The 21,400-nt window shown below is 69.2% G+C and carries 20 protein-coding genes; 16 read left to right on the plus strand and 4 right to left on the minus strand.

Annotation, left to right across the window (positions count from 1 at the left end; genetic code table 11):
- The first annotated feature begins 13 nt into the window (after positions 1–13).
- From pdxT to ACW4TU_RS37580, 10 genes are all read left to right on the plus strand, one after another.
- Positions 14–646: a pyridoxal 5'-phosphate synthase glutaminase subunit PdxT gene (gene pdxT, locus ACW4TU_RS37535; protein ID WP_457420734.1), complete on the plus strand. Its 633-nt coding sequence runs from the start codon at positions 14–16 to the stop codon at positions 644–646.
- A 48-nt stretch (positions 647–694) separates the two neighbouring features.
- A complete protein-coding gene (locus ACW4TU_RS37540; protein WP_457420736.1) occupies positions 695–1,447 on the plus strand; it encodes a YebC/PmpR family DNA-binding transcriptional regulator in 753 nt (250 codons plus the stop codon).
- Positions 1,448–1,588: 141 nt separating this feature from the next.
- On the plus strand, positions 1,589–2,206 hold the full coding sequence (ruvC, locus tag ACW4TU_RS37545; RefSeq protein WP_457420738.1) for a crossover junction endodeoxyribonuclease RuvC: 618 nt from the start codon (positions 1,589–1,591) through the stop codon (positions 2,204–2,206).
- Positions 2,203–2,811, plus strand: a complete 609-nt coding sequence (gene ruvA / locus ACW4TU_RS37550) for a Holliday junction branch migration protein RuvA (protein ID WP_457420740.1) — start codon at positions 2,203–2,205, stop codon at positions 2,809–2,811. The genes ruvC and ruvA overlap by 4 nt, the downstream gene beginning before the upstream one ends.
- A 166-nt stretch (positions 2,812–2,977) precedes the next feature.
- Positions 2,978–4,051: a Holliday junction branch migration DNA helicase RuvB gene (ruvB, locus tag ACW4TU_RS37555; protein WP_457420742.1), complete on the plus strand. Its 1,074-nt coding sequence runs from the start codon at positions 2,978–2,980 to the stop codon at positions 4,049–4,051.
- 175 nt (positions 4,052–4,226) lie between these two features.
- Positions 4,227–4,730 (plus strand): preprotein translocase subunit YajC, encoded by a 504-nt coding sequence (yajC, locus tag ACW4TU_RS37560; protein ID WP_457420744.1) that lies wholly within the window; start codon positions 4,227–4,229, stop codon positions 4,728–4,730.
- A gap of 146 nt (positions 4,731–4,876) precedes the next feature.
- Positions 4,877–6,643, plus strand: a complete 1,767-nt coding sequence (gene secD / locus ACW4TU_RS37565) for a protein translocase subunit SecD (RefSeq protein WP_457420746.1) — start codon at positions 4,877–4,879, stop codon at positions 6,641–6,643.
- Between the two features lies 1 nt (position 6,644).
- Positions 6,645–7,760, plus strand: a complete 1,116-nt coding sequence (gene secF / locus ACW4TU_RS37570) for a protein translocase subunit SecF (protein WP_457420748.1) — start codon at positions 6,645–6,647, stop codon at positions 7,758–7,760.
- Positions 7,757–8,296 (plus strand): adenine phosphoribosyltransferase, encoded by a 540-nt coding sequence (locus ACW4TU_RS37575; protein ID WP_457420750.1) that lies wholly within the window; start codon positions 7,757–7,759, stop codon positions 8,294–8,296. The genes secF and ACW4TU_RS37575 overlap by 4 nt, the downstream gene beginning before the upstream one ends.
- A gap of 192 nt (positions 8,297–8,488) precedes the next feature.
- Entirely contained in the window at positions 8,489–11,020 is a 2,532-nt protein-coding gene (locus tag ACW4TU_RS37580; protein WP_457420752.1) for a RelA/SpoT family protein, read from the plus strand.
- Between the two features lie 100 nt (positions 11,021–11,120).
- On the opposite strand, the gene ACW4TU_RS37585 is transcribed toward ACW4TU_RS37580, so the two are convergent.
- Complete coding sequence (locus ACW4TU_RS37585) at positions 11,121–12,350, minus strand: DUF349 domain-containing protein (protein WP_457420754.1); 1,230 nt, start codon at positions 12,348–12,350, stop codon at positions 11,121–11,123.
- A 134-nt stretch (positions 12,351–12,484) separates the two neighbouring features.
- Positions 12,485–13,303, minus strand: a complete 819-nt coding sequence (locus ACW4TU_RS37590) for a peptidylprolyl isomerase (protein WP_457420756.1) — start codon at positions 13,301–13,303, stop codon at positions 12,485–12,487.
- 178 nt (positions 13,304–13,481) lie between these two features.
- Between ACW4TU_RS37590 and ACW4TU_RS37595 the strand changes: the two genes are divergently transcribed.
- Both ACW4TU_RS37595 and hisS read left to right on the plus strand, forming a co-directional pair.
- The gene (locus ACW4TU_RS37595) at positions 13,482–14,204 is read left to right on the plus strand and encodes an MBL fold metallo-hydrolase (RefSeq protein ID WP_457420758.1); all 723 of its coding nucleotides are present in this window, start codon (positions 13,482–13,484) and stop codon (positions 14,202–14,204) included.
- A gap of 13 nt (positions 14,205–14,217) precedes the next feature.
- Positions 14,218–15,480: a histidine--tRNA ligase gene (gene hisS / locus ACW4TU_RS37600; protein WP_457420760.1), complete on the plus strand. Its 1,263-nt coding sequence runs from the start codon at positions 14,218–14,220 to the stop codon at positions 15,478–15,480.
- 412 nt (positions 15,481–15,892) lie between these two features.
- On the opposite strand, the gene ACW4TU_RS37605 is transcribed toward hisS, so the two are convergent.
- Both ACW4TU_RS37605 and ACW4TU_RS37610 read right to left on the minus strand, forming a co-directional pair.
- Positions 15,893–16,717 (minus strand): ABC transporter permease, encoded by an 825-nt coding sequence (locus ACW4TU_RS37605; RefSeq protein ID WP_457420762.1) that lies wholly within the window; start codon positions 16,715–16,717, stop codon positions 15,893–15,895.
- Positions 16,714–17,580, minus strand: a complete 867-nt coding sequence (locus ACW4TU_RS37610) for an ABC transporter ATP-binding protein (RefSeq protein WP_457420764.1) — start codon at positions 17,578–17,580, stop codon at positions 16,714–16,716. The genes ACW4TU_RS37605 and ACW4TU_RS37610 overlap by 4 nt, the downstream gene beginning before the upstream one ends.
- Before the next feature lie 142 nt (positions 17,581–17,722).
- On the opposite strand from ACW4TU_RS37610, the gene ACW4TU_RS37615 reads away from it, so the two are divergent.
- From ACW4TU_RS37615 to ACW4TU_RS37630, 4 genes are all read left to right on the plus strand, one after another.
- Entirely contained in the window at positions 17,723–18,382 is a 660-nt protein-coding gene (locus ACW4TU_RS37615) for a vitamin K epoxide reductase family protein (protein WP_457420766.1), read from the plus strand.
- Between the two features lie 44 nt (positions 18,383–18,426).
- Entirely contained in the window at positions 18,427–19,782 is a 1,356-nt protein-coding gene (locus ACW4TU_RS37620) for a replication-associated recombination protein A (RefSeq protein WP_457420768.1), read from the plus strand.
- A gap of 301 nt (positions 19,783–20,083) precedes the next feature.
- Positions 20,084–20,698: a 30S ribosomal protein S4 gene (gene rpsD / locus ACW4TU_RS37625; RefSeq protein WP_164315037.1), complete on the plus strand. Its 615-nt coding sequence runs from the start codon at positions 20,084–20,086 to the stop codon at positions 20,696–20,698.
- 253 nt (positions 20,699–20,951) lie between these two features.
- Positions 20,952–21,398 (plus strand): DUF948 domain-containing protein, encoded by a 447-nt coding sequence (locus tag ACW4TU_RS37630; RefSeq protein ID WP_457420770.1) that lies wholly within the window; start codon positions 20,952–20,954, stop codon positions 21,396–21,398.
- Positions 21,399–21,400: the final 2 nt, after the last annotated feature.

Below are 21,400 nucleotides of genomic sequence, written 5' to 3' on the forward strand. Positions count from 1 at the left end.
ACCCATGTCACCCATGTACGACACCCCCGTCATCGGCGTCCTGGCCCTCCAGGGCGACGTACAGGAGCACCTCATCGCCCTGGCCGAGGCGGACGCCCTGGCCAGGCCGGTGCGGCGCCCCGAGGAACTGGCCGAGGTGGACGGCCTGATCATCCCCGGCGGTGAGTCGACCACCATCTCCAAGCTGGCCGTCCTCTTCGGCGTGATGGAGCCCCTCCGCGCGCGCGTGCGCTCCGGAATGCCCGTATACGGCACCTGCGCCGGCATGATCATGCTCGCCGACAAGATCCTCGACCCGCGCTCGGGCCAGGAGACCGTCGGCGGCATCGACATGATCGTGCGCCGCAACGCCTTCGGACGCCAGAACGAGTCCTTCGAAGCGGCGGTCGACGTGAAGGGCGTGGAGGGCGACCCTGTGGAAGGCGTCTTCATCCGTGCCCCCTGGGTCGAGTCCGTGGGCGCCGAGACCGAGGTGCTCGCCGAGCACGCCGGTCACATCGTCGCCGTACGCCAGGGCAACGCGCTCGCCACGTCGTTCCACCCGGAACTGACCGGCGACCACCGCGTCCACTCCCTGTTCGTCGGCATGGTGCGGGCCCATATGGCACGCGCGGTGGGCGCGGACCGTACAGCGGAGTCCTTGTAGGATCTCTGGGGTTCGTACAGAGATGGGTTACGCGAAGGAGACAGGCAGATGTCCGGCCACTCTAAATGGGCTACGACGAAGCACAAGAAGGCCGTGATCGACGCCAAGCGCGGCAAGCTCTTCGCGAAGATGATCAAAAACATCGAGGTCGCGGCGCGTACGGGTGGCGCCGATGTGTCCGGTAACCCCACGCTGTTCGACGCCATCCAGAAGGCCAAGAAGAGCTCGGTTCCGAACAAGAACATCGACTCCGCGGTCAAGCGCGGCGCCGGCCTCGAAGCCGGTGGCGCCGACTACGAGACGATCATGTACGAGGGCTACGGCCCCAACGGCGTCGCGGTGCTCATCGAGTGCCTCACCGACAACCGCAACCGCGCCGCCTCGGACGTCCGCGTCGCCATGACCCGCAACGGCGGCAACATGGCCGACCCCGGCTCCGTCTCGTACCTCTTCCACCGCAAGGGCGTCATCGTCGTCCCCAAGGGTGAGCTGGCCGAGGACGACGTCCTGGGTGCCGTGCTGGAGGCCGGCGCCGAGGAGGTCAACGACCTCGGTGAGTCCTTCGAGGTCATCTCCGAGGCCACCGACCTGGTCGCGGTGCGCACCGCGCTCCAGGAGGCGGGCATCGACTACGACTCCGCCGACGCCAACTTCGTCCCGACCATGCAGGTCGAGTTGGACGAGGACGGCGCCAGGAAGATCTTCAAACTGATCGACGCGCTCGAGGACAGCGACGACGTGCAGAACGTCTTCGCCAACTTCGACGTCAGCGACGAGGTCATGGAGAAGGTCGACGCGTAGCGCCTGCGCGAAGCGAGCGGTTCCGGCGGGCCGGTGGGACACGTCCTACCGGCCCGCCGCTGTTGTCAGTGGCAGCGGATAGCCTGACGGCAGTCAAAGATCACCGTCGACGGACCGCGACCGGACAGAGGGGTGGGGCGGGTGCGCGTACTCGGAGTTGACCCGGGACTGACCCGGTGCGGGGTCGGTGTCGTCGAGGGCGTCCCCGGGCGCCCGTTGACGATGGTGGGCGTCGGTGTCGTACGCACGCCCGCCGATGCCGAGTTGGGCCTGCGGCTGGTCGCGATCGAGCAGGGCATCGAGCAGTGGCTCGATGAACATCGGCCCGAATTCGTCGCCGTGGAGCGGGTGTTCAGCCAGCACAACGTCCGTACGGTGATGGGTACGGCCCAGGCCAGCGCCGTCGCGATGCTGTGTGCGGCCCGGCGCGGCATCCCCGTCGCCCTGCACACCCCCAGCGAGGTCAAGGCCGCCGTCACCGGCAGTGGACGAGCCGACAAGGCCCAGGTGGGCGCGATGGTGACCCGGCTGCTCCGGCTCGACGCGCCCCCCAAACCGGCCGACGCCGCCGACGCCCTCGCGCTCGCCATCTGCCACATCTGGCGCGCACCCGCCCAGACGCGCCTTCAGCAGGCCGTCGCGCAGAACCGGTTCCAGCAGGCCGTCGCCCTCCACAAGGCGCAGGCGGCCAAGGCAACCGCAATGACAACAGCACCCGTATCGCCAACAGCACCCGCCTCGAAAGGCCGCCCCGCATGATCGCCTTCGTCAGCGGCCCGGTCGCCGCCCTCGCCCCCGACTCCGCGGTGGTCGAGGTGGGCGGGATCGGCATCGCCGTCCAGTGCGCCCCCAACACCCTGTCCGGACTCAGGATGGGACAGCAGGCCAGACTCGCCACCTCCCTGGTGGTCCGCGAGGACTCCCTGACCCTCTACGGCTTCCAGGACGACGACGAGCGGCAGACCTTCGAACTGCTCCAGACCGCGAGCGGTGTCGGCCCCCGCCTGGCCCAGGCCATGCTGGCCGTCCACTCACCGGACGCCCTGCGCCGCGCGGTGGCCACGGCGGACGAGAAAGCGCTGATCGCCGTGCCCGGTATCGGCAAGAGGGGCGCCCAGAAGCTGCTCCTGGAGCTGAAGGACCGTCTCGGCGCACCCCTCGGCACCGGCCCCGCCATCGGCTCCCCGGTCACCACCGGCTGGCGCGACCAGCTGCACGCCGCCCTGATCGGCCTCGGGTACGCGACCCGCGAGGCCGACGAGGCCGTGGCCGCCGTGACCCCCCAGGCCGAGGCCGCCGAAGGCGCGCCCCAGGTGGGCCAGTTGCTGAAGGCGGCCCTGCAGACCCTCAACAGAGCCCGCTGACCGAGGGAGCCGGCTGACCCAGGGCGCCTCCACCGTCGTACGCCCTCCGCACGAACCACCCGACCGACCGCGACCGCGAGGCACACGCATGCTGTGCTGTTCCGGGGGACAACCCCCGGACACCCGGCCGACACGCGCACCCGGCGCACCCAGCTAGGAGAACGCAGTGAACTGGGACGACACGACCGACGAGAGCACCGCCCCCGAGCGGCTCGTCGCCGCGTCCGCCGACGGCGAGGACCAGGCCGTCGAGGCCGCCCTGCGTCCCAAGGACCTGGACGAGTTCATCGGCCAGGAGAAGGTCCGCGAGCAGCTCGACCTCGTCCTGCGCGCCGCACGCGCGCGTGGCGCCACCGCCGACCACGTGCTGCTCTCCGGTGCCCCCGGCCTCGGCAAGACCACCCTCTCGATGATCATCGCGGCCGAGATGGCCGCCCCCATCCGCATCACCAGCGGCCCCGCCATCCAGCACGCCGGCGATCTCGCGGCGATCCTCTCCTCCCTCCAGGAAGGAGAGGTGCTCTTCCTCGACGAGATCCACCGCATGTCCCGGCCCGCCGAGGAGATGCTCTACATGGCCATGGAGGACTTCCGCGTCGACGTGATCGTCGGCAAGGGTCCCGGCGCCACCGCCATCCCCCTCGAACTGCCCCCGTTCACACTGGTCGGCGCCACCACGCGCGCGGGACTGCTGCCGCCCCCGCTGCGCGACCGCTTCGGCTTCACCGCGCACATGGAGTTCTACGAACCGGCCGAGCTGCAGCGCGTCATCCACCGCTCCGCGAACCTCCTCGACGTGGAGATCGGTGCCGACGGCGCCGCCGAGATCGCCGGCCGCTCGCGCGGTACCCCCCGTATCGCCAACCGCCTGCTGCGCCGCGTCCGGGACTACGCGCAGGTGAAGGCCGACGGCATCATCACGCGCGACATCGCGCGGGCTGCCCTGAAGGTCTACGAGGTCGACGCCCGCGGACTCGACCGCCTCGACAGAGGTGTCCTCGAAGCGCTGCTCAAGCTGTTCGGCGGCGGACCGGTCGGGCTCTCCACGCTGGCCGTCGCGGTGGGGGAGGAGCGCGAGACCGTCGAGGAGGTCGCCGAGCCCTTCCTCGTAAGGGAGGGACTGCTCGCCCGTACCCCGCGTGGACGAGTCGCGACGCCCGCCGCATGGGCGCATCTCGGCCTCACGCCACCCCGTTCCGCAACGGGGGGAAGCGGACAACAGGACCTGTTCGGGACGTGAGGGCGCGGCTGGTCGTTGGCTCAGGAACCGTGGTGCCATGCTGAGCGTTGTTCCTGGAGTGCGGACTCGCTTAGACTCCGCCGATGCCGCCTTTGTAACTTCGTAGGTGGCGCCGACCACACCCCCATCCACCAGGCCGCTCACCGACGCGGTAGTGCGAAGGAAATCCCGTCCCGTGAATCCTGTGACCCTCCTCCCGTTCATCGTGCTCATCGGGGCCATGTTCCTGATGACCCGCTCGGCCAAGCGCAAGCAGCAGGCCGCCGCGCAGATGCGCAACGACATGCAGCCCGGCACCGGTGTCCGCACGATCGGGGGCATGTACGCGACGGTCAAGGAGGTCAACGAGGAGACGGTCCTCCTTGACGCGGGCCCGGGTGTGGAGCTCCTCTTCGCGAAGAACTCCATCGGCGCAGTCCTCGGCGACGACGAGTACAACCGCATCGTTCACGGCATCGAGCACGACCTGAAGACCGATGAAGCCGTCGTCCCGGACGACGCCTCCTCCCTCACCGAGACCGACGAGCCCTCCGACGACGCTTCCGCCGCTTCCGACGACAAGCCCGTCGACCTCGGCAAGAAGGACGCGGCCGACAAGCCGGCCGACGAGACCGAGGCCGCCGAGGTGAAGGCGGAAGAAGAGCCGAAGAAGATTGACGGCGAGTCCGACGCGAAGTAGCCGTGTTCCGGGGGAGGAGCGCGGCGCGATCCGCTCGCGTCCCGTACCCCCGGCACGTGCGGTTCTCGCAGGGAGTCCCGACACCATGTCATGGCCGCCGGCCGCGCTGACCCGGCGCGAGGCGGCCCGAGAGGGAGTACGAGAAGGTGGCAGCACCTAAGAAGGGCCGGAGCGCAAGCTCCCAGAGCAAGCCAGGACGCTCGCTGGCCCTCATTCTGATCGCCATCGTGGCGCTCACCGGAGGCATGTTCCTCTCGGGACACACGACTCCGCGTCTCGGCATCGACCTGGCCGGTGGCACGAGCATCACGCTCACGGCGAAGAACGAGCCGGGCCAGCCGAACGCGATCAACAAGACCAACATGGACACCGCGGTCGACATCATGAACCGCCGTGTCAACGGTCTTGGCGTCTCCGAGGCCGAGGTACAGACCCAGGGATCCGACAACATCATTGTCAACATCCCCAAGGGCACGAACTCCAAGCAGGCTCGGGATCAGGTAGGCACCACCGCCAAGCTCTACTTCCGCCCGGTTCTGGCCCTGGAGGTCCAGGGCGTCCCCGCGACGGCCAGCCCCACGCCGAGCTCGAGCACGTCCGGCAGCCCTTCGCCGTCGGCCTCGGAGACGGGTGACAAGGCGACCTCGACGTCGTCCGGCTCACCCAGTCCGTCGGCCAGCGCCACCTCGCAGGGCCGCCCGGTCACCGACGCGCTGAAGGCCGACGCGACCCCGACGCCCAGCACCACGTCGTCCGCGACGGCCAGTGCCTCGGCCTCGGCGAGCGCCACCCCCGACGCGGCGACCGCGGCGCTCCAGGCGAAGTACGCGGCGCTCGACTGCACCAAGAAGGCGGTCCGCGCCGTCACCGGTGACGGCGTCAAGCCGAGCGAGCCCACGGTGGCCTGCGGCAAGGACTCGCAGGGGCAGTGGCAGAAGTTCATCCTCGGCCCGGCCGAGGTGTCCGGTACCGAGGTCAAGAAGGCCCAGGCAGTCTTCGACACGCAGGGTGCCGCGGGCTGGCAGGTCACCATGGACTTCACGTCCAAGGGAAGCAAGCAGTTCGCGGACGTCACCGGTCGCCTCGCGCAGAACCAGGCCCCGCAGAACGAGTTCGGCATCGTCCTCGACGGTGAGGTCGTCTCCAACCCGTACGTGAGCACATCGATCTCGGGTGGCTCCGCGCAGATCTCCGGCAGCTTCGACCAGACCGAGGCCCAGGACCTGGCCAACATGCTCTCGTACGGCGCGCTCCCGCTCACCTTCCACGAGTCGAGCGTCAGCACGGTGAGCCCCGCGCTCGGCGGCGAGCAGTTGCACGCGGGTCTGATCGCGGGTGCCATCGGCCTGGCCCTGGTCGTCATCTACCTGGTGGTCTACTACCGGGGCCTGTCGACCGTCGCCATCGCCTCCCTCCTGGTCTCCGCCGCCCTCACCTACGTGATCATGGCGCTGCTCGGTCCGGCCATCGGCTTCGCGCTGAACCTGCCGGCCGTCTGCGGTGCGATCGTCGCGATCGGTATCACCGCGGACTCGTTCATCGTGTTCTTCGAACGCATCCGGGACGAGATCCGCGAGGGCCGTTCGCTGCGGCCCGCCGTCGAGCGTGCCTGGCCGCGCGCCCGGCGCACCATCCTGGTCTCCGACTTCGTGTCCTTCCTGGCCGCCGCGGTGCTCTTCATCGTCACCGTCGGCAAGGTCCAGGGCTTCGCGTTCACGCTCGGTCTGACCACTCTGCTCGACGTGGTCGTCGTCTTCTTCTTCACCAAGCCGCTGATGACGATCCTCGCCCGCAAGAAGTTCTTCGCGGAGGGCCACCGCTGGTCCGGCCTCGACCCGCAGCGCCTGGGCGCCCAACCGCCGCTCCGTCGCACCCGTCGCGCGTCCGCGCCCGTCGACATGAAGGAGGCGTGAGATGTCGAAACTCGGCACACTCGGCGCCCGGCTCCACCGCGGCGAGATCGGCTACGACTTCGTCGGCAAGCGTTTCATCTGGTACGGCATCTCGATCCTGATCACCATCACGGCCATCCTCGGCCTGTCGGTGCGCGGCCTGAACATGGGCATCGAGTTCGAGGGCGGTGCCGTCTTCACCATCGAGAAGACCAGCGTTTCGGTCAGCCAGGCCGAGAAGTACGCCGAAGCGGCTTCCGGCCACGACGCGATCGTCCAGAAGCTCGGCAAGGACGGCCTGCGCATCCAGGTCGCCACCATCGACACCGGGGCGGCGGACAAGGTCTCGGCGAAGCTCGCCACCGACCTCGGCATTCCGGAGAAGGACATCACCGGTGAGCTGGTCGGCCCCAGTTGGGGTGACCAGGTCGCGAACAAGGCCTGGCAGGGCCTGGTGATCTTCATGATCCTTGTGGTGATCTATCTGGCCATCGCCTTCGAGTGGCGTATGGCCGTGGCCGCGCTCGTGGCGCTCATCCACGACATCACGATCACGGTCGGCATCTACGCCCTCGTCGGCTTCGAGGTGACGCCCGGTACGGTGATCGGTCTGCTGACGATCCTCGGTTACTCGCTCTACGACACGGTCGTCGTCTTCGACAGCCTCAAGGAGCAGACCAAGGACATCACCAAGCAGACCCGCTGGACCTACAGCGAGATCGCCGACCGGTCGATCAACGGCACCCTGGTCCGCTCCATCAACACCACGGTGGTCGCGCTCCTCCCGGTCGCCGGCCTGTTGTTCATCGGTGGCGGTGTGCTCGGCGCGGGCATGCTCAACGACATCTCGCTGTCGTTGTTCGTCGGCCTCGCGGCCGGTGCGTACTCCTCGATCTTCATCGCCACACCGCTCGTCGCCGACCTCAAGGAGCGCGAGCCGCAGATGAAGGCCCTGCGGAAGCGCGTCCTGGCCAAGCGGGCGCAGGCCGCGCAGGGTGACACCCCGGCGTCCCGGGTCAGCGACGAGCAGCCGTACGACGACGAGGACGACGACGCCGCTCCGGCGGTCGTCGGTCCGCGCAACCAGCCGGCCTCCCGCAACCGCGGTCGTGGCCGGCCCTCGGGCAAGCGCCGATGACCGCGGTCAAGGAACTGCTGCTCAGCCGTATCCGCGATGTGGCGGACTACCCGGAGCCGGGGGTGATGTTCAAGGACATCACCCCGCTCCTGGCGGACCCCGAGGCGTTCACCGCACTCACCGACGCCCTGGCCGACATCGCCGTGCGCAGCGGTGCCACGAAGATCGTCGGCCTGGAGGCCCGCGGCTTCATCCTGGGCGCCCCGGTCGCGGTCCGGGCCGGCCTGGGCTTCATCCCCGTACGCAAGGCGGGCAAGCTCCCCGGAGCCACGCTCAGCCAGGCCTACGACCTGGAGTACGGCTCCGCCGAGATCGAGGTGCACGCCGAGGACCTGAACGCGGGCGACCGCGTCCTGGTGATCGACGACGTCCTGGCCACGGGCGGTACCGCCGAGGCCTCGGTCCAGCTGATCCGGCGGGCCGGCGCGGAGGTCGCCGGTCTGGCGATCCTCATGGAGCTCGGTTTCCTCGGCGGCCGGCAGCGGCTCGAACCCGTTCTGTCGGGAGCGCTGCTGGAGGCGCTGATCACTGTCTGAGGCACCCACAGGGCCGCCCGCGGACACCTGGAGCGAGGGGAGGCGGGCACCGGAGGAATCCGGCGCCCGCCTCTCGCGTTTCTCCGGTACAAGGCCGTCTCAGCGGCCTGGAGGCGATGCCGGTGCCCGGGATCGCTACCATGGGGGCTCCGGAGCCTGACCGGGGACCCGGATCGCGCACGAGGAGTCCTCTTGGCAGACGAGGCCCAGCCCCTGACCGCCGCCAAGGCCGAGCCCGGCTCGGAGCCCGCGGCAACGCCCGCGCGGACGGCGAACGACGACGCGCACGGGCCGGTCGAGCATGCCCAGTCCGCCCCCGTCGACCGGGCACCCGAGCCCTCGCGCCCCAAGCCGGTCACGCCCGAGCCCGCTCCCGGCCTGGCCCCGGCCCCCGCGCCGGCGGTCCGCCCGGCCTCCGGCCAGCCCGCCCGCTCCGGCTCCCCCAACCGTGTACGCGCCCGGCTGGCACGGCTCGGCGGACAACGCTCCAACCCGTACAACCCGGTCCTCGAACCGCTGCTGCGGGCGGTGCGCAGCAACGACCCGAAGATCGAGGCGGCGACGCTCCGCCAGATCGAGAACGCCTACCAGGTCGCCGAGCGCTGGCACCGCGGTCAGAAGCGCAAGAGCGGCGACCCGTACATCACGCACCCGCTGGCCGTCACCACGATCCTCGCCGAGCTGGGCATGGACCCGGCGACGCTGATGGCGGGCCTGCTGCACGACACGGTCGAGGACACCGAGTACGGCCTCGACCAGCTGCGCCGCGACTTCGGCGACTCCGTCGCGCTCCTCGTGGACGGCGTCACCAAGCTGGACAAGGTCAAGTTCGGCGAGGCCGCACAGGCCGAGACCGTGCGCAAGATGGTCATCGCGATGGCCAAGGACCCGCGCGTCCTGGTCATCAAGCTCGCCGACCGGCTGCACAACATGCGCACCATGCGCTATCTCAAGCGCGAGAAGCAGGAGAAGAAGGCGCGCGAGACGCTGGAGATCTACGCGCCGCTCGCCCATCGCCTGGGCATGAACACCATCAAGTGGGAACTGGAGGACCTCGCCTTCGCGATCCTCTACCCCAAGATGTACGACGAGATCGTCCGGCTGGTGGCCGAGAGGGCACCGAAGCGTGACGAGTACCTGGCCATAGTGACGGACGAGGTCCAGTCCGACCTGCGCGCGGCCCGCATCAAGGCCGGGGTCACCGGCCGCCCGAAGCACTATTACAGCGTCTACCAGAAGATGATCGTCCGAGGCCGGGACTTCGCCGAGATCTACGACCTCGTGGGTATTCGTGTACTTGTCGACACGGTCCGCGACTGTTACGCGGCCCTCGGCACCGTGCACGCGCGCTGGAACCCGGTCCCCGGCCGGTTCAAGGACTACATCGCGATGCCCAAGTTCAACATGTACCAGTCGCTCCACACGACGGTCATCGGGCCCAACGGCAAGCCCGTCGAACTCCAGATCCGTACGTTCGACATGCACCGCCGCGCCGAGTACGGCATCGCCGCGCACTGGAAGTACAAGCAGGAGGCCGTGGCCGGCGCCTCCAAGGTGCGGTCGGACCAGCCGAGAGCCACCGGCAAGGACGACCACCTCAACGACATGGCCTGGCTGCGACAGCTGCTGGACTGGCAGAAGGAGACCGAGGACCCCAGCGAGTTCCTGGAGTCCCTGCGCTTCGACCTGTCCCGCAACGAGGTCTTCGTCTTCACGCCCAAGGGCGACGTGATAGCGCTTCCGGCGGGCGCGACCCCGGTCGACTTCTCCTACGCGGTGCACACCGAGGTCGGCCACCGGACCATAGGGGCACGGGTCAACGGACGCCTCGTACCGCTCGAGTCCACCCTGGACAACGGCGACCTGGTGGAGGTCTTCACCTCCAAGGCGGCCGGCGCGGGGCCCTCCCGGGACTGGCTCGGCTTCGTCAAGTCGCCGCGCGCCCGCAACAAGATCCGCGCCTGGTTCTCCAAGGAGCGGCGCGACGAGGCGATCGAGCAGGGCAAGGACGCCATCGCGCGCGCGATGCGCAAGCAGAACCTGCCGATCCAGCGCATCCTCACCGGCGACTCCCTCGTCACCCTCGCCCACGAGATGCGCTACCCGGACATCTCGTCCCTGTACGCGGCGATCGGCGAGGGCCATGTGGCCGCGCAGAACGTCGTACAGAAGCTCGTGCAGGCGCTCGGCGGCGAGGAGGCGGCCACCGAGGAGATCGACGAGTCCGTTCCGCCAGCCCGTGGCCGCAAGCGGCGCACCAACAACGACCCGGGTGTGGTCGTCAAGGGCGTCGACGACGTCTGGGTGAAGCTCGCCCGGTGCTGTACGCCCGTACCCGGCGACCCCATCATCGGTTTTGTCACGCGCGGTAGCGGCGTATCGGTTCACCGCAACGACTGCGTCAACATCGAGTCTTTGAACCGGGAGCCCGAGCGCATCCTCGAGGTCGAGTGGGCGCCCACCCAGTCCTCGGTCTTCCTGGTCGCCATCCAGGTCGAGGCCCTGGACCGTTCCCGTCTCCTCTCGGACGTCACCCGCGTCCTGTCCGACCAGCACGTCAACATCCTGTCGGCGGCCGTCCAGACGTCGAGGGACCGGGTGGCCACCTCCCGCTTCACCTTCGAGATGGGCGACCCCAAGCACCTGGGACACGTCCTGAAGGCCGTCAGGGGCGTGGAGGGCGTGTACGACGTGTACCGGGTGACCTCGGCCCGCAGGCCGTAACCACAGGCGCTACGCAGGTAAGCAGAGGGGCTCCCGTACGAGATGTACGGGAGCCCCTCTGCGTATCAGCGTGCGAGAAAACCAGCGAGAAGGAGAAGACCTAGCCGCCGAACTCCTCTACGGCCTTGAGCGCCTGGTCCAGCAGCGCCTGACGGCCGTCCAGCTCCTTCTGGAGCTTGTCGGCCCTGGCGTTGTTGCCCTGAGCCCGGGCGGTCTCGATCTGGCCGCTGAGCTTGTCCACGGCCGCCTGGAGCTGACCGGTCAGACCCTCGGCACGCGCGCGTGCCTCCGGGTTCGTCCGGCGCCACTCGGTGTCCTCGGACTCCTGAAGGGCCCGCTCGACCGTGTGCATCCGGCCCTCGACCTTCGGCCGCGAGTCCCGCGGCACATGGCCGATGGCCTCCCAGCGCTCGTTGATCGAACGGAAGGCGGCCCGCGCCGCCTTCAGGTCCGTGATCGGCAGGAGCTTCTCGGCCTCCTCGGCCAGCTCCTCCTTGAGCTTGAGGTTCTCGGTCTGCTCCGCGTCCCGCTCGGCGAAGACCGAACTGCGCGCCGCGAAGAACACGTCCTGGGCGCCGCGGAAGCGGTTCCACAGGTCGTCCTCGTGCTCGCGCTGGGCGCGGCCCGCGGCCTTCCAGTCCGTCATCAGCTCGCGGTAGCGCGCCGCCGTCGGACCCCAGTCGGTCGACGCCGACAGTCCCTCGGCCTCCGCGACCAGCTTCTCCTTGGTCTTGCGGGCGTCCTCGCGCTGCGCGTCCAGGGACGCGAAGTGCGCCTTGCGGCGCTTGGAGAACGCCGAGCGGGCGTGCGAGAAGCGGTGCCACAGCTCGTCGTCCGACTTCCGGTCGAGCCGCGGCAGCCCCTTCCAGGTGTCCACCAGCGCGCGCAGCCGCTCACCGGCGGACCGCCACTGGTCGGACTGCGCCAGCTCCTCCGCCTCGACGACCAGCGCCTCCTTGGCGCCCCGCGCCTCGTCGGACTGCTTGGCCCGCTGCTGCTTGCGCTCCTCGCGGCGGGTCTCGACGGTCTCGACGAGCTTGTCCAGCCTGACCCTCAGCGCGACCAGATCGCCGACCGCGTGGTGGGCGTCCACCTGCTCGCGGATGTGGTCGATCGCCACCTGGGCGTCCTTCGCGGACAGGTCGGTGGTCTTGACTCGCTTTTCGAGGAGGCCGATCTCGACAACCAGGCCCTCGTACTTGCGCTCGAAGTAGGCCAACGCCTCCTCGGGGGAGCCGGCCTGCCAGGAACCGACGACCTGCTCACCGTCGGCAGTACGCACGTACACGGTCCCCGTCTCGTCGACGCGGCCCCACGGGTCGCTGCTCACAGCGCCTCCTCCACATGATGCCCGCGGAGGGCTCTGCACCCCCGGGCATCGTCCACAGTTTCGTCACGGCCAACATAGGCGACCGGCAGGGATGCTGTCCGCATCCCGCGCGACCGAAGTTTCGCAGTTGGCGGTCAGGATTTCGTTACGGTCGCCTTGTTGATCACAACGGTCGCATTCGGTGCGCCGTCGCCCTGTCCCGTGGCCTCACCGGCCGCGGCGATCTTCTTCAGGACCTTCATGCCCGAGGCGGAAATCGTGCCGAACGGTGTGTAGCTGGGCGGAAGCTGGCTGTCCTGGTAGACCAGGAAGAACTGGCTGCCGCCGGTGTGCGCCTGGCCCGTGTTGGCCATGGCGATCGTGCCCGCCGGGTAGATGTTGTTCTTGAGGGTTTTGTCCTTCAGGTTCTCGTCCGGGAGGGTGTAGCCGGGGCCGCCCATACCCGTGCCCTTCGGGTCACCGCACTGCAGCACGTAGATGCCGTTCGTGGTGAGCCGGTGGCACTTGGTGTGGTCGAGGTAGCCCTCGCTCGCCAGGAAGTTGAACGAGTTCACCGTGTGCGGTGCCGCGGCCGTCTTCAGGGCGATGTCGATGTCGCCGCAGGTCGTCGCGAGCTTCAGGTCGTACTTCGCCGACTTGTCGATGGTCATCGCCGGCTCCTTCTTCCAGCTCAGCGACTTCACCTTCCCCTCGGCGGCCTTCTCGCAGGGGTCCGCGGCCTTGCTCGGTGAGGGGCTCGGGGTGACCTCCGCGCTCGCGTTCGACTTGCTGTCGTCGTTCTTGAAGACCCCGGTCGCATACGACAGCACGCTGCCCACGACGATCACGCCGAGGACCGACGCGATCACCGAGTTGCGCACGTTCGCCTTGCGCCGCGCGGCCGTACGCCGCTGCTGCTGCCGCAAGAACTTCTCCCGGGCGAGCTGACGCCGCCGCTGCTCCTGGGTGACCACCGGGTTCTCTCCTCATGCGTCTCGTACGTCAACTGGGACGCGTGCGTCTTGTGTGCCGATCGCCTGCGTGTGCCCCGTACCGTATATGGGTTCGCTGAGGAAACGGCAGCGCCGGTAGGCTCTGCGGCACTGCCATCCACCCCGTACGACCACGTACGCCACAAATCGAAGGACGATCGTGCTCATTGCCGGGTTCCCGGCCGGCGCCTGGGGGACGAACTGTTATCTCGTCGCCCCCGCCGCCGGTGAGGAGTGCGTGATCATCGACCCGGGCCACCAGGCCGCCGAGGGAGTCGAGGAGACACTGCGGAAGCATCGGCTCAAGCCCGTCGCGGTCGTCCTCACCCACGGCCACCTCGACCATGTGGCCTCGGTGGTGCCGGTGTGCGGCGCGCACGGCGTCCCGGCGTGGATCCACCCCGACGACCGCTACATGATGAGCGACCCGGAGAATGCGCTCGGCCGTTCCATCGGGATGCCGCTGCTGGGCGAACTGACCATCGGGGAACCGGACGACGTCAAGGAGCTCACGGACGGCGCACGGCTGGAACTGGCGGGACTCGAGCTGAGCGTGGCGCACGCGCCGGGCCATACCAGGGGGTCGGTGACGTTCAGGATGCCCGAGAACACGGACATCCCGTCCGTGTTCTTCTCGGGCGACCTGCTCTTCGCCGGCTCCATCGGACGCACCGACCTGCCCGGCGGTGACATGGCCGAGATGCTCGACTCGCTGGCCCGAGTGTGCCTGCCGCTCGACGACTCGACCGTGGTGCTGTCCGGCCACGGCGCCCAGACGACCATCGGCCAGGAGCGCGCCACCAACCCGTATCTGCGGCAGGTGGCGGCCGGCCTTCAAGATCGCGGCGAGGGATCGAACCCCCCTCACCGACGAGGAATGTGACGAGAGACCTCCCGTGAGCACCTTCAAGGCCCCCAAGGGCACATACGACCTGATCCCGCCGGAGAGCGCGAAGTTCCTGGCGGTGCGGGAAGCCATCGCGGCCCCGCTGCGCAACTCCGGCTACGGCTACATCGAGACGCCCGGCTTCGAGAACGTCGAGCTGTTCGCCCGGGGCGTCGGTGAGTCGACGGACATCGTGACGAAGGAGATGTACGCCTTCGAGACCAAGGGCGGTGACAGGCTGGCCCTGCGCCCCGAGGGCACGGCGTCGGTCCTGCGCGCGGCACTGGAGGCCAACCTCCACAAGCTGGGCAACCTCCCGGTCAAGCTCTGGTACTCGGGCTCGTACTACCGCTACGAGCGCCCCCAGAAGGGCCGCTACCGCCACTTCTCGCAGGTGGGCGCGGAGGCGATCGGCGCGGAGGATCCGGCGCTCGACGCCGAGCTGATCATCCTGGCGGACCAGGCGTACCGCACGCTGGGCCTGCGGAACTTCCGCATCCTGCTGAACTCGCTGGGCGACAAGGAGTGCCGTCCGGTCTACCGGGCCGCACTGCAGGACTTCCTCCGGGGCCTCGACCTGGACGAGGAGACGCTGCGCCGGGCCGACATCAACCCGCTGCGGGTGCTGGACGACAAGCGGGACGACGTCCAGAAGCAGCTGGTGGGGGCGCCGCTGCTGCGGGACTACCTGTGCGACGCGTGCAAGGCGTACCACGAGGAGGTCCGCGAGCTGATCACCGAGGCGGGCGTCGCCTTCGAGGACGACCCGAAGCTGGTCCGCGGCCTCGACTACTACACCCGTACGACCTTCGAGTTCGTCCACGACGGACTGGGCTCACAGTCCGCGGTGGGCGGCGGTGGGCGCTACGACGGCCTGTCCGAGATGCTCGGTGGTCCCGCGCTGCCGTCCGTGGGCTGGGCGCTGGGCGTCGACCGGACGGTACTGGCGCTCGAGGCGGAGGGAGTTGAACTCGAACTCCCGTCCGCGACAAGCGTGTTCGCGGTGCCGCTGGGCGAGGAGGCTCGCCGGGTGCTGTTCGCGAAGGTCACGGAGCTGCGAAAGGTGGGGGTCGCGGCGGACTTCTCGTACGGGGCCAAGGGGCTCAAGGGGGCGATGAAGAACGCGAACCGGAGTGGGGCGCGTTACACGATCGTCGCCGGTGAGCGGGACCTCGCGGAGGGTGTGGTCCAGCTGAAGGACATGGAGTCCGGGGAGCAGACGGCGATCGGCGTGAACGAGATCGTGGCGGAACTGGAGTCGAGGCTGGGCTGAGGCGCCGGGGTTCCTTCGCCCCCGCCGCTCTGACCCGTCCCGTCCTCGGGGGCGCCCCGACGGCGTCAGTGCCGCGTCCGTCAGTGCGCTGCGGGATCAGCGCGAACGTCATCAGGCGCGGTCTCGCCGACCAGGATCGCCGAGAGGCGGAACAGGGCCGGGGCCGTCAACAGATGGCGCGGCGACCGTTGTTCGTCCGGCGGGTCGTCCCGGAGCAGCACGCGGCCCCGTCCCACGTACATCGGGATCAGCCGGAGCAGCAGCGCGGCGGCCGTCGGGCGTACCGGCTACCCCGGGTGGTTCGTGCCGAGCACGAACACCAGGGGTGGCCGGCCGCACGACGGCGACGTACGTGTCCCGGAGCCGGAACGAGTGGTCCCAGGTGTTCGTGCCGCGTGCCGTGGAACCGGTCTCACCCGTCGCGCCGGTCCTTCCAGCGGAAGGTCAGCAGGCACAGCAGCAATCCTCCGACGCACCACGCGCCGAGGACCAGAGCCACCCGTCCGAACTCCCAACTCCCCGTCTGTTCGAGGACGCTCGCCGAGTCGGGGAGGAACACCCCGCGCAGGCCCTGGCACATCCACTTCAACGGGAACAGCGCGCCGATGTTCAGCATCCAGTCGGGAATCGTGTCGATCGCGATGTACACCCCGGAGATGAACTGGAGCACCAGGAACGGGAGTACGACCACGGAGGTCGCGCTCTTCCCCGACTTCGGGACGGAGCTGATCGCGATGCCGAGCAGCGCGCACGCCGTCAGACCGAGGACGAAGATCCAGGCGAACTGCGTCCACCTGGCGATGTCCGAGGGCAGGTCGACGTCGTACAGGGTCGTGCCGACCAGCAGCAGGATCACCGTCTCCAGGAAGCCGGTGACCAGGACCAGCCAGATCTTGCCGAGGAAGTAGGCGGCCGGTGGCATCGGCGTGCCGCGCAGGCGGCGCAGCACCCGTTCGTCACGTTCGATCGCGATCGAGATGCCCAGCGACTGGAAACTCGTCGACATGATGCCGGCTGCCATCATCGCCGGGACGTACAGCTGCGAGGCGGTGATGCCCGCCGAGTCGATGTCGTCGCTGAAGATCGACGCGAAGAGGAACAGGAAGACCACCGGGAAGGCGAAGGTGAACACCACCTGGTCGCGCATCCGGAAGAACTGCCTGATCTCCAAGGCACCCCGGGCAAGACCCAGGCTCCAGGCCGAGGGGAGGCGGACGTCCGCCGTCCGCGTCGTCATCGCGTGTCCGCCTGTCCGGTCAGCCGGAGGTAGACGTCCTCCAGTGTGGGGCGGCTCACCCGCAGGCCGGGGATCTCACCGTCGAAGCGGTGCGTGAGGTCCGTGATCGTACGGGTCGGCGTCTGCGTGTGGGTGACGCGAGGGGTGCCGTCGGACTCCGTCCACTCGACCCTCGCCTCCGTGCCGTGGCGTTCCCGCAGCGCGGCCGGCTCGCCCTCGGCGACCACGCGGCCCGCCGAGACGATCGCCAGCCGGTCCGCCAGTGCCTCCGCCTCCTCCAGGTAGTGCGTGGTCAGCAGGATCGTCGTGCCGTCGTCCGCGAGCGTCCGGATCAGGTCCCAGAACTGGCGGCGGGCCGCCGGGTCGAAACCCGTCGTCGGCTCGTCCAGGAGCAGCAGTTCCGGGCCGCCGATCACACCCAGGGCCACATCGAGACGGCGTCGCTGGCCGCCCGACAGCTCCTTGATCCGGCTGCCCGCCTTCCGCTCCAGACCGACCAGCCCGATCACCTGCTCCGGGTCCCGCGGCCTCGGGTAGTAGCGGGCGAAATGGCGTACGGTTTCGCGCACCGTCAACTCCGCGGGCGCTGATTCGTCCTGCCAGACGATTCCGACACGTGAGCGCCACGCGCGCGTGGCCTTCGCCGGGTCCTCGCCGAGCACGGACACCTCGCCCCCGTCCCGGGACCGGTTGCCCTGGAGGATCTCCACGGTGGTGCTCTTGCCCGCGCCATTGGGCCCCAGCAGGCCGAACACCTCGCCCCGGTGGATGCCGAGATCGATGCCGTCCACGGCGGTCACGTCCCCGTACCGCTTGCGCAGTCCCCGTACGTCCACCGCGAGTTCCTTCGCGTGTGTTGTCATGCCGTCGAGCATCGCCCCGAACCGAGCCTTCCGGGGACGACCGTGCGTACCTTCTTATGTCCACCGAACGGTGGACACGCGCCCGCGTGCGGCACAATGACCGTGCCCGCCAGCCCCCCTCTCGAAGCAACGGAACGGCGTGATGACCAAGACGACAGTGCTGAAGGACGGCGTCTCCACCGACCAGCCCGAGCCCCCCGCCGAGGCCTCGCGCTCCGTGGGCGGGAGCCGTGCGTTCGCCGTGATGCTGTTGCTCACCGGCGCGGCCGGACTGCTGGCGGCGTGGGTCATCACGATCGACAAGTTCAAACTGCTGGAAGCGAAGGTCGCGGGCACGACGTTCACACCCGGCTGCAGCCTCAACCCCGTGGTGTCCTGCGGCAGCGTGATGGAGAGCAAGCAGGCCGCCGCCTTCGGGTTCCCGAACCCGATGCTCGGCCTCGTCGCCTACGGCATCGTCATCTGCGTCGGCATGAGCCTGCTCGGCCGGGCCCGCTTCCCGCGCTGGTACTGGCTCACCTTCAACGCGGGCACCCTCTTCGGCGTCGGATTCTGCACCTGGCTGCAGTTCCAGTCCCTGTACCGGATCAATGCGCTGTGCCTCTGGTGCTCCCTGGCCTGGGTCGCGACGATCATCATGTTCTGGTATGTGACCTCGTTCAACGTACGGAACGGCTTCATCCCGGCGCCGAAGTGGCTCAGGAGCTTCTTCGGTGAGTTCACCTGGGTCGTACCGGTCCTGCACATCGGCATCATCGGCATGCTGATCCTGACCCGCTGGTGGGACTTCTGGACCAGCTGACGGCGCCGGTCCGACTGTCAGTGGCGTGCCATAGGGTTTTGTCCGTGGAGCCCGACCTGTTCACCGCCGCGGCGGAAGCACGCCAGGAGAAGGACCCGTCCGGAAGCCCTCTGGCCGTACGGATGCGCCCGCGTGTCCTCGACGAGGTCGTGGGCCAGCAGCACCTGCTGAAACCGGGGTCGCCGCTGCGCAGACTCGTCGGCGAGAGCGAGGGCGGACCGGCCGGACCCTCGTCCGTGATCCTCTGGGGGCCGCCCGGCACCGGCAAGACCACCCTGGCGTACGTCGTGTCGAAGGCCACCCAGAAGCGCTTCGTCGAACTGTCGGCGATCACCGCGGGCGTCAAGGAGGTCCGCGCGGTCATCGACGGGGCCCGCCGTGCCACCGGCGGATTCGGCAAGGAGACCGTCCTCTTCCTCGACGAGATCCACCGCTTCAGCAAGGCCCAGCAGGACTCCCTGCTCCCCGCCGTCGAGAACCGCTGGGTGACCCTGATCGCGGCGACCACCGAGAACCCGTACTTCTCGGTGATCTCGCCCCTTCTCTCCCGCTCCCTCCTCCTCACCCTCGAACCCCTCACGGACGACGACCTGCGCGCCCTGCTGCGCCGCGCGCTCACCGACGACCGCGGCCTCAAGAGCGCGGTCACGCTCCCCGAGGACACCGAGGAACACCTGCTGCGGATCGCCGGCGGAGACGCCCGCCGGGCCCTGACCGCCCTGGAGGCCGCCGCCGGAGCCGCGCTCGACAAGGGCGACGCGGACATCACCCTCCAGACCCTGGAGGAGACCGTCGACCGGGCGGCCGTGAAGTACGACCGTGACGGCGACCAGCACTACGACGTCGCCAGCGCCCTCATCAAGTCCATCCGGGGCTCCGACGTCGACGCGGCCCTGCACTACCTCGCCCGGATGATCGAGGCCGGCGAGGACCCGCGCTTCATCGCCCGCCGTCTGATGATCTCCGCCAGTGAGGACATCGGCCTCGCCGATCCGAACGCCCTGCCGATAGCCGTCGCCGCCGCGCAGGCCGTCGCCATGATCGGCTTCCCGGAGGCCGCCCTCACCCTCAGCCACGCCACCATCGCCCTCGCCCTGGCCCCCAAGTCCAACGCCGCGACCACGGCGATCGGCGCCGCCATGGAGGACGTGCGCAGGGGCCACGCGGGACCCGTGCCGACGCACCTGCGCGACGGGCACTACAAGGGCGCCGCCAAGCTCGGCCACGCGCAGGGGTACGTGTACCCGCACGACCTGCCGGAAGGCATCGCCGAGCAGCAGTACGCCCCGGAGGAGCTCAAGGACCGTACGTACTACGAACCGACCCGGCACGGAGCCGAGGCCAGGTACGCGGACGCGGTCGAGTGGACCAGGAGACACCTTGGTCGCAAGCGGTCCTGAGCACGCTGTAGAATCCTGCGCAGTGCTGCGTCCCGTGTCCGGCTTCGGTCGGCGCCTCAGGCGGGACAATCAGCCGGATCTTCTGATCCAGGAGCGTCGCGCACCTTCGTAGGTGTCGCGGGCAGCCCACCACCACCCGGGTTTCCGGGAACGGGCGGTGGGCCGTTCGTGTGTTGCACATATGTGCCCAGCACAGGGGAACGGCTGCCTGGCAAGTCCCTCGTGGACCTGCCGGGAATCCCCGGCTGCGGATGCGACCTCCCGTAACCCTGAGGCAGCCGAAAAGGAAAAGGAAAAAGTAGTGGCTAACCAGCCCCGCCCCAAGGTCAAGAAGTCGCGTGCCCTCGGCATCGCGCTGACCCCGAAGGCTGTCAAGTACTTCGAGGCCCGCCCCTACCCGCCCGGCGAGCACGGTCGTGGCCGCAAGCAGAACTCGGACTACAAGGTCCGTCTGCTGGAGAAGCAGCGTCTGCGCGCGCAGTACGACGTGTCCGAGCGTCAGCTCGTCCGCGCCTACGAGCGTGCCGCCAAGACGCAGGGCAAGACCGGTGAGGCCCTGGTCATCGAGCTGGAGCGTCGTCTCGACGCCCTGGTTCTCCGTTCGGGCATCGCCCGCACGATCTACCAGGCCCGCCAGATGGTCGTCCACGGCCACATCGAGGTCAACGGCGGCAAGGTCGACAAGCCGTCGTTCCGTGTCCGTCCCGACGACGTCGTGATGGTCCGCGAGCGCAGCCGCAGCAAGACGCTGTTCGAGGTCTCCCGCGCCGGTGGCTTCGCCCCCGACGGCGAGACCCCGCGCTACCTGCAGGTGAACCTCGGTGCCCTGGCCTTCCGCCTGGACCGCGAGCCGAACCGCAAGGAGATCCCGGTGATCTGCGACGAGCAGCTCGTCGTCGAGTACTACGCCCGCTGATCCAGCGGTTGTAGTACCCGGTACCACCGGTTTCGCGCCTCGGCCCGTCGTTTCCCCGCCCTCACCGGCGGGGGAGCGGCGGGCTTTCGCGTACGACCTCGCCGGCGAGCAACCGCCGTCCCGGCAGGCCCCGTCCGGGTACGGAGAGCCGCCTCCGGCGCGATAGGGTCGGAGGCGACTTTCGAAGTATCCGGAACCGAAGTGAAGTACCCCCAGAGCTCAGTCGATCCACGAGTGCAGAGAGCGGTGCGGTGTGACCGGTGGAGAGGTTGCCGGGATCCTGGTGGCCGTCTTCTGGGCGATCCTGGTCTCCTTCCTCGCCGTGGCGCTGGTGAGGCTGGCCCAGACGCTCAGGGCGACCACCAAGCTGGTGGCGGAGGTGACCGACCAGGCTGTGCCGCTGCTGGCCGACGCCTCCCAGGCCGTGCGCTCCGCACAGACACAGATCGACCGGGTCGACGCCATCGCCACCGACGTCCAGGAGGTCACCTCCAACGCGTCGGCGCTGTCGACCACCGTCGCCTCGACCTTCGGCGGCCCGCTCGTCAAGGTCGCCGCGTTCGGCTACGGCGTACGCCGGGCGATGAGCCGCACCAGGGCCGACGAGGCGCCCGAGCCCGAGCGGGCCCGGCGCACCGTCATCGTCGGCCGCACCGTACCGGCCCCGAAGGGCCAAAAGCGCCGCAGGCAGAAGGGCTGAAC

Source organism: Streptomyces kryoterrae (genome assembly GCF_054072135.1).

Coding starts and splice junctions, on each gene's coding strand:
- ACW4TU_RS37615 (WP_457420766.1), top strand. CDS start 17,723: ATGACCAAGACGACAGTGCTGAAGGACGGCGTCTCCACCGACCAGCCC.
- secF (WP_457420748.1), top strand. CDS start 6,645: ATGTCGAAACTCGGCACACTCGGCGCCCGGCTCCACCGCGGCGAGATC.
- ACW4TU_RS37605 (WP_457420762.1), bottom strand. CDS start 16,717: ATGACGACGCGGACGGCGGACGTCCGCCTCCCCTCGGCCTGGAGCCTG.
- ACW4TU_RS37540 (WP_457420736.1), top strand. CDS start 695: ATGTCCGGCCACTCTAAATGGGCTACGACGAAGCACAAGAAGGCCGTG.
- ruvA (WP_457420740.1), top strand. CDS start 2,203: ATGATCGCCTTCGTCAGCGGCCCGGTCGCCGCCCTCGCCCCCGACTCC.
- pdxT (WP_457420734.1), top strand. CDS start 14: ATGTACGACACCCCCGTCATCGGCGTCCTGGCCCTCCAGGGCGACGTA.
- ACW4TU_RS37610 (WP_457420764.1), bottom strand. CDS start 17,580: ATGACAACACACGCGAAGGAACTCGCGGTGGACGTACGGGGACTGCGC.
- ACW4TU_RS37575 (WP_457420750.1), top strand. CDS start 7,757: ATGACCGCGGTCAAGGAACTGCTGCTCAGCCGTATCCGCGATGTGGCG.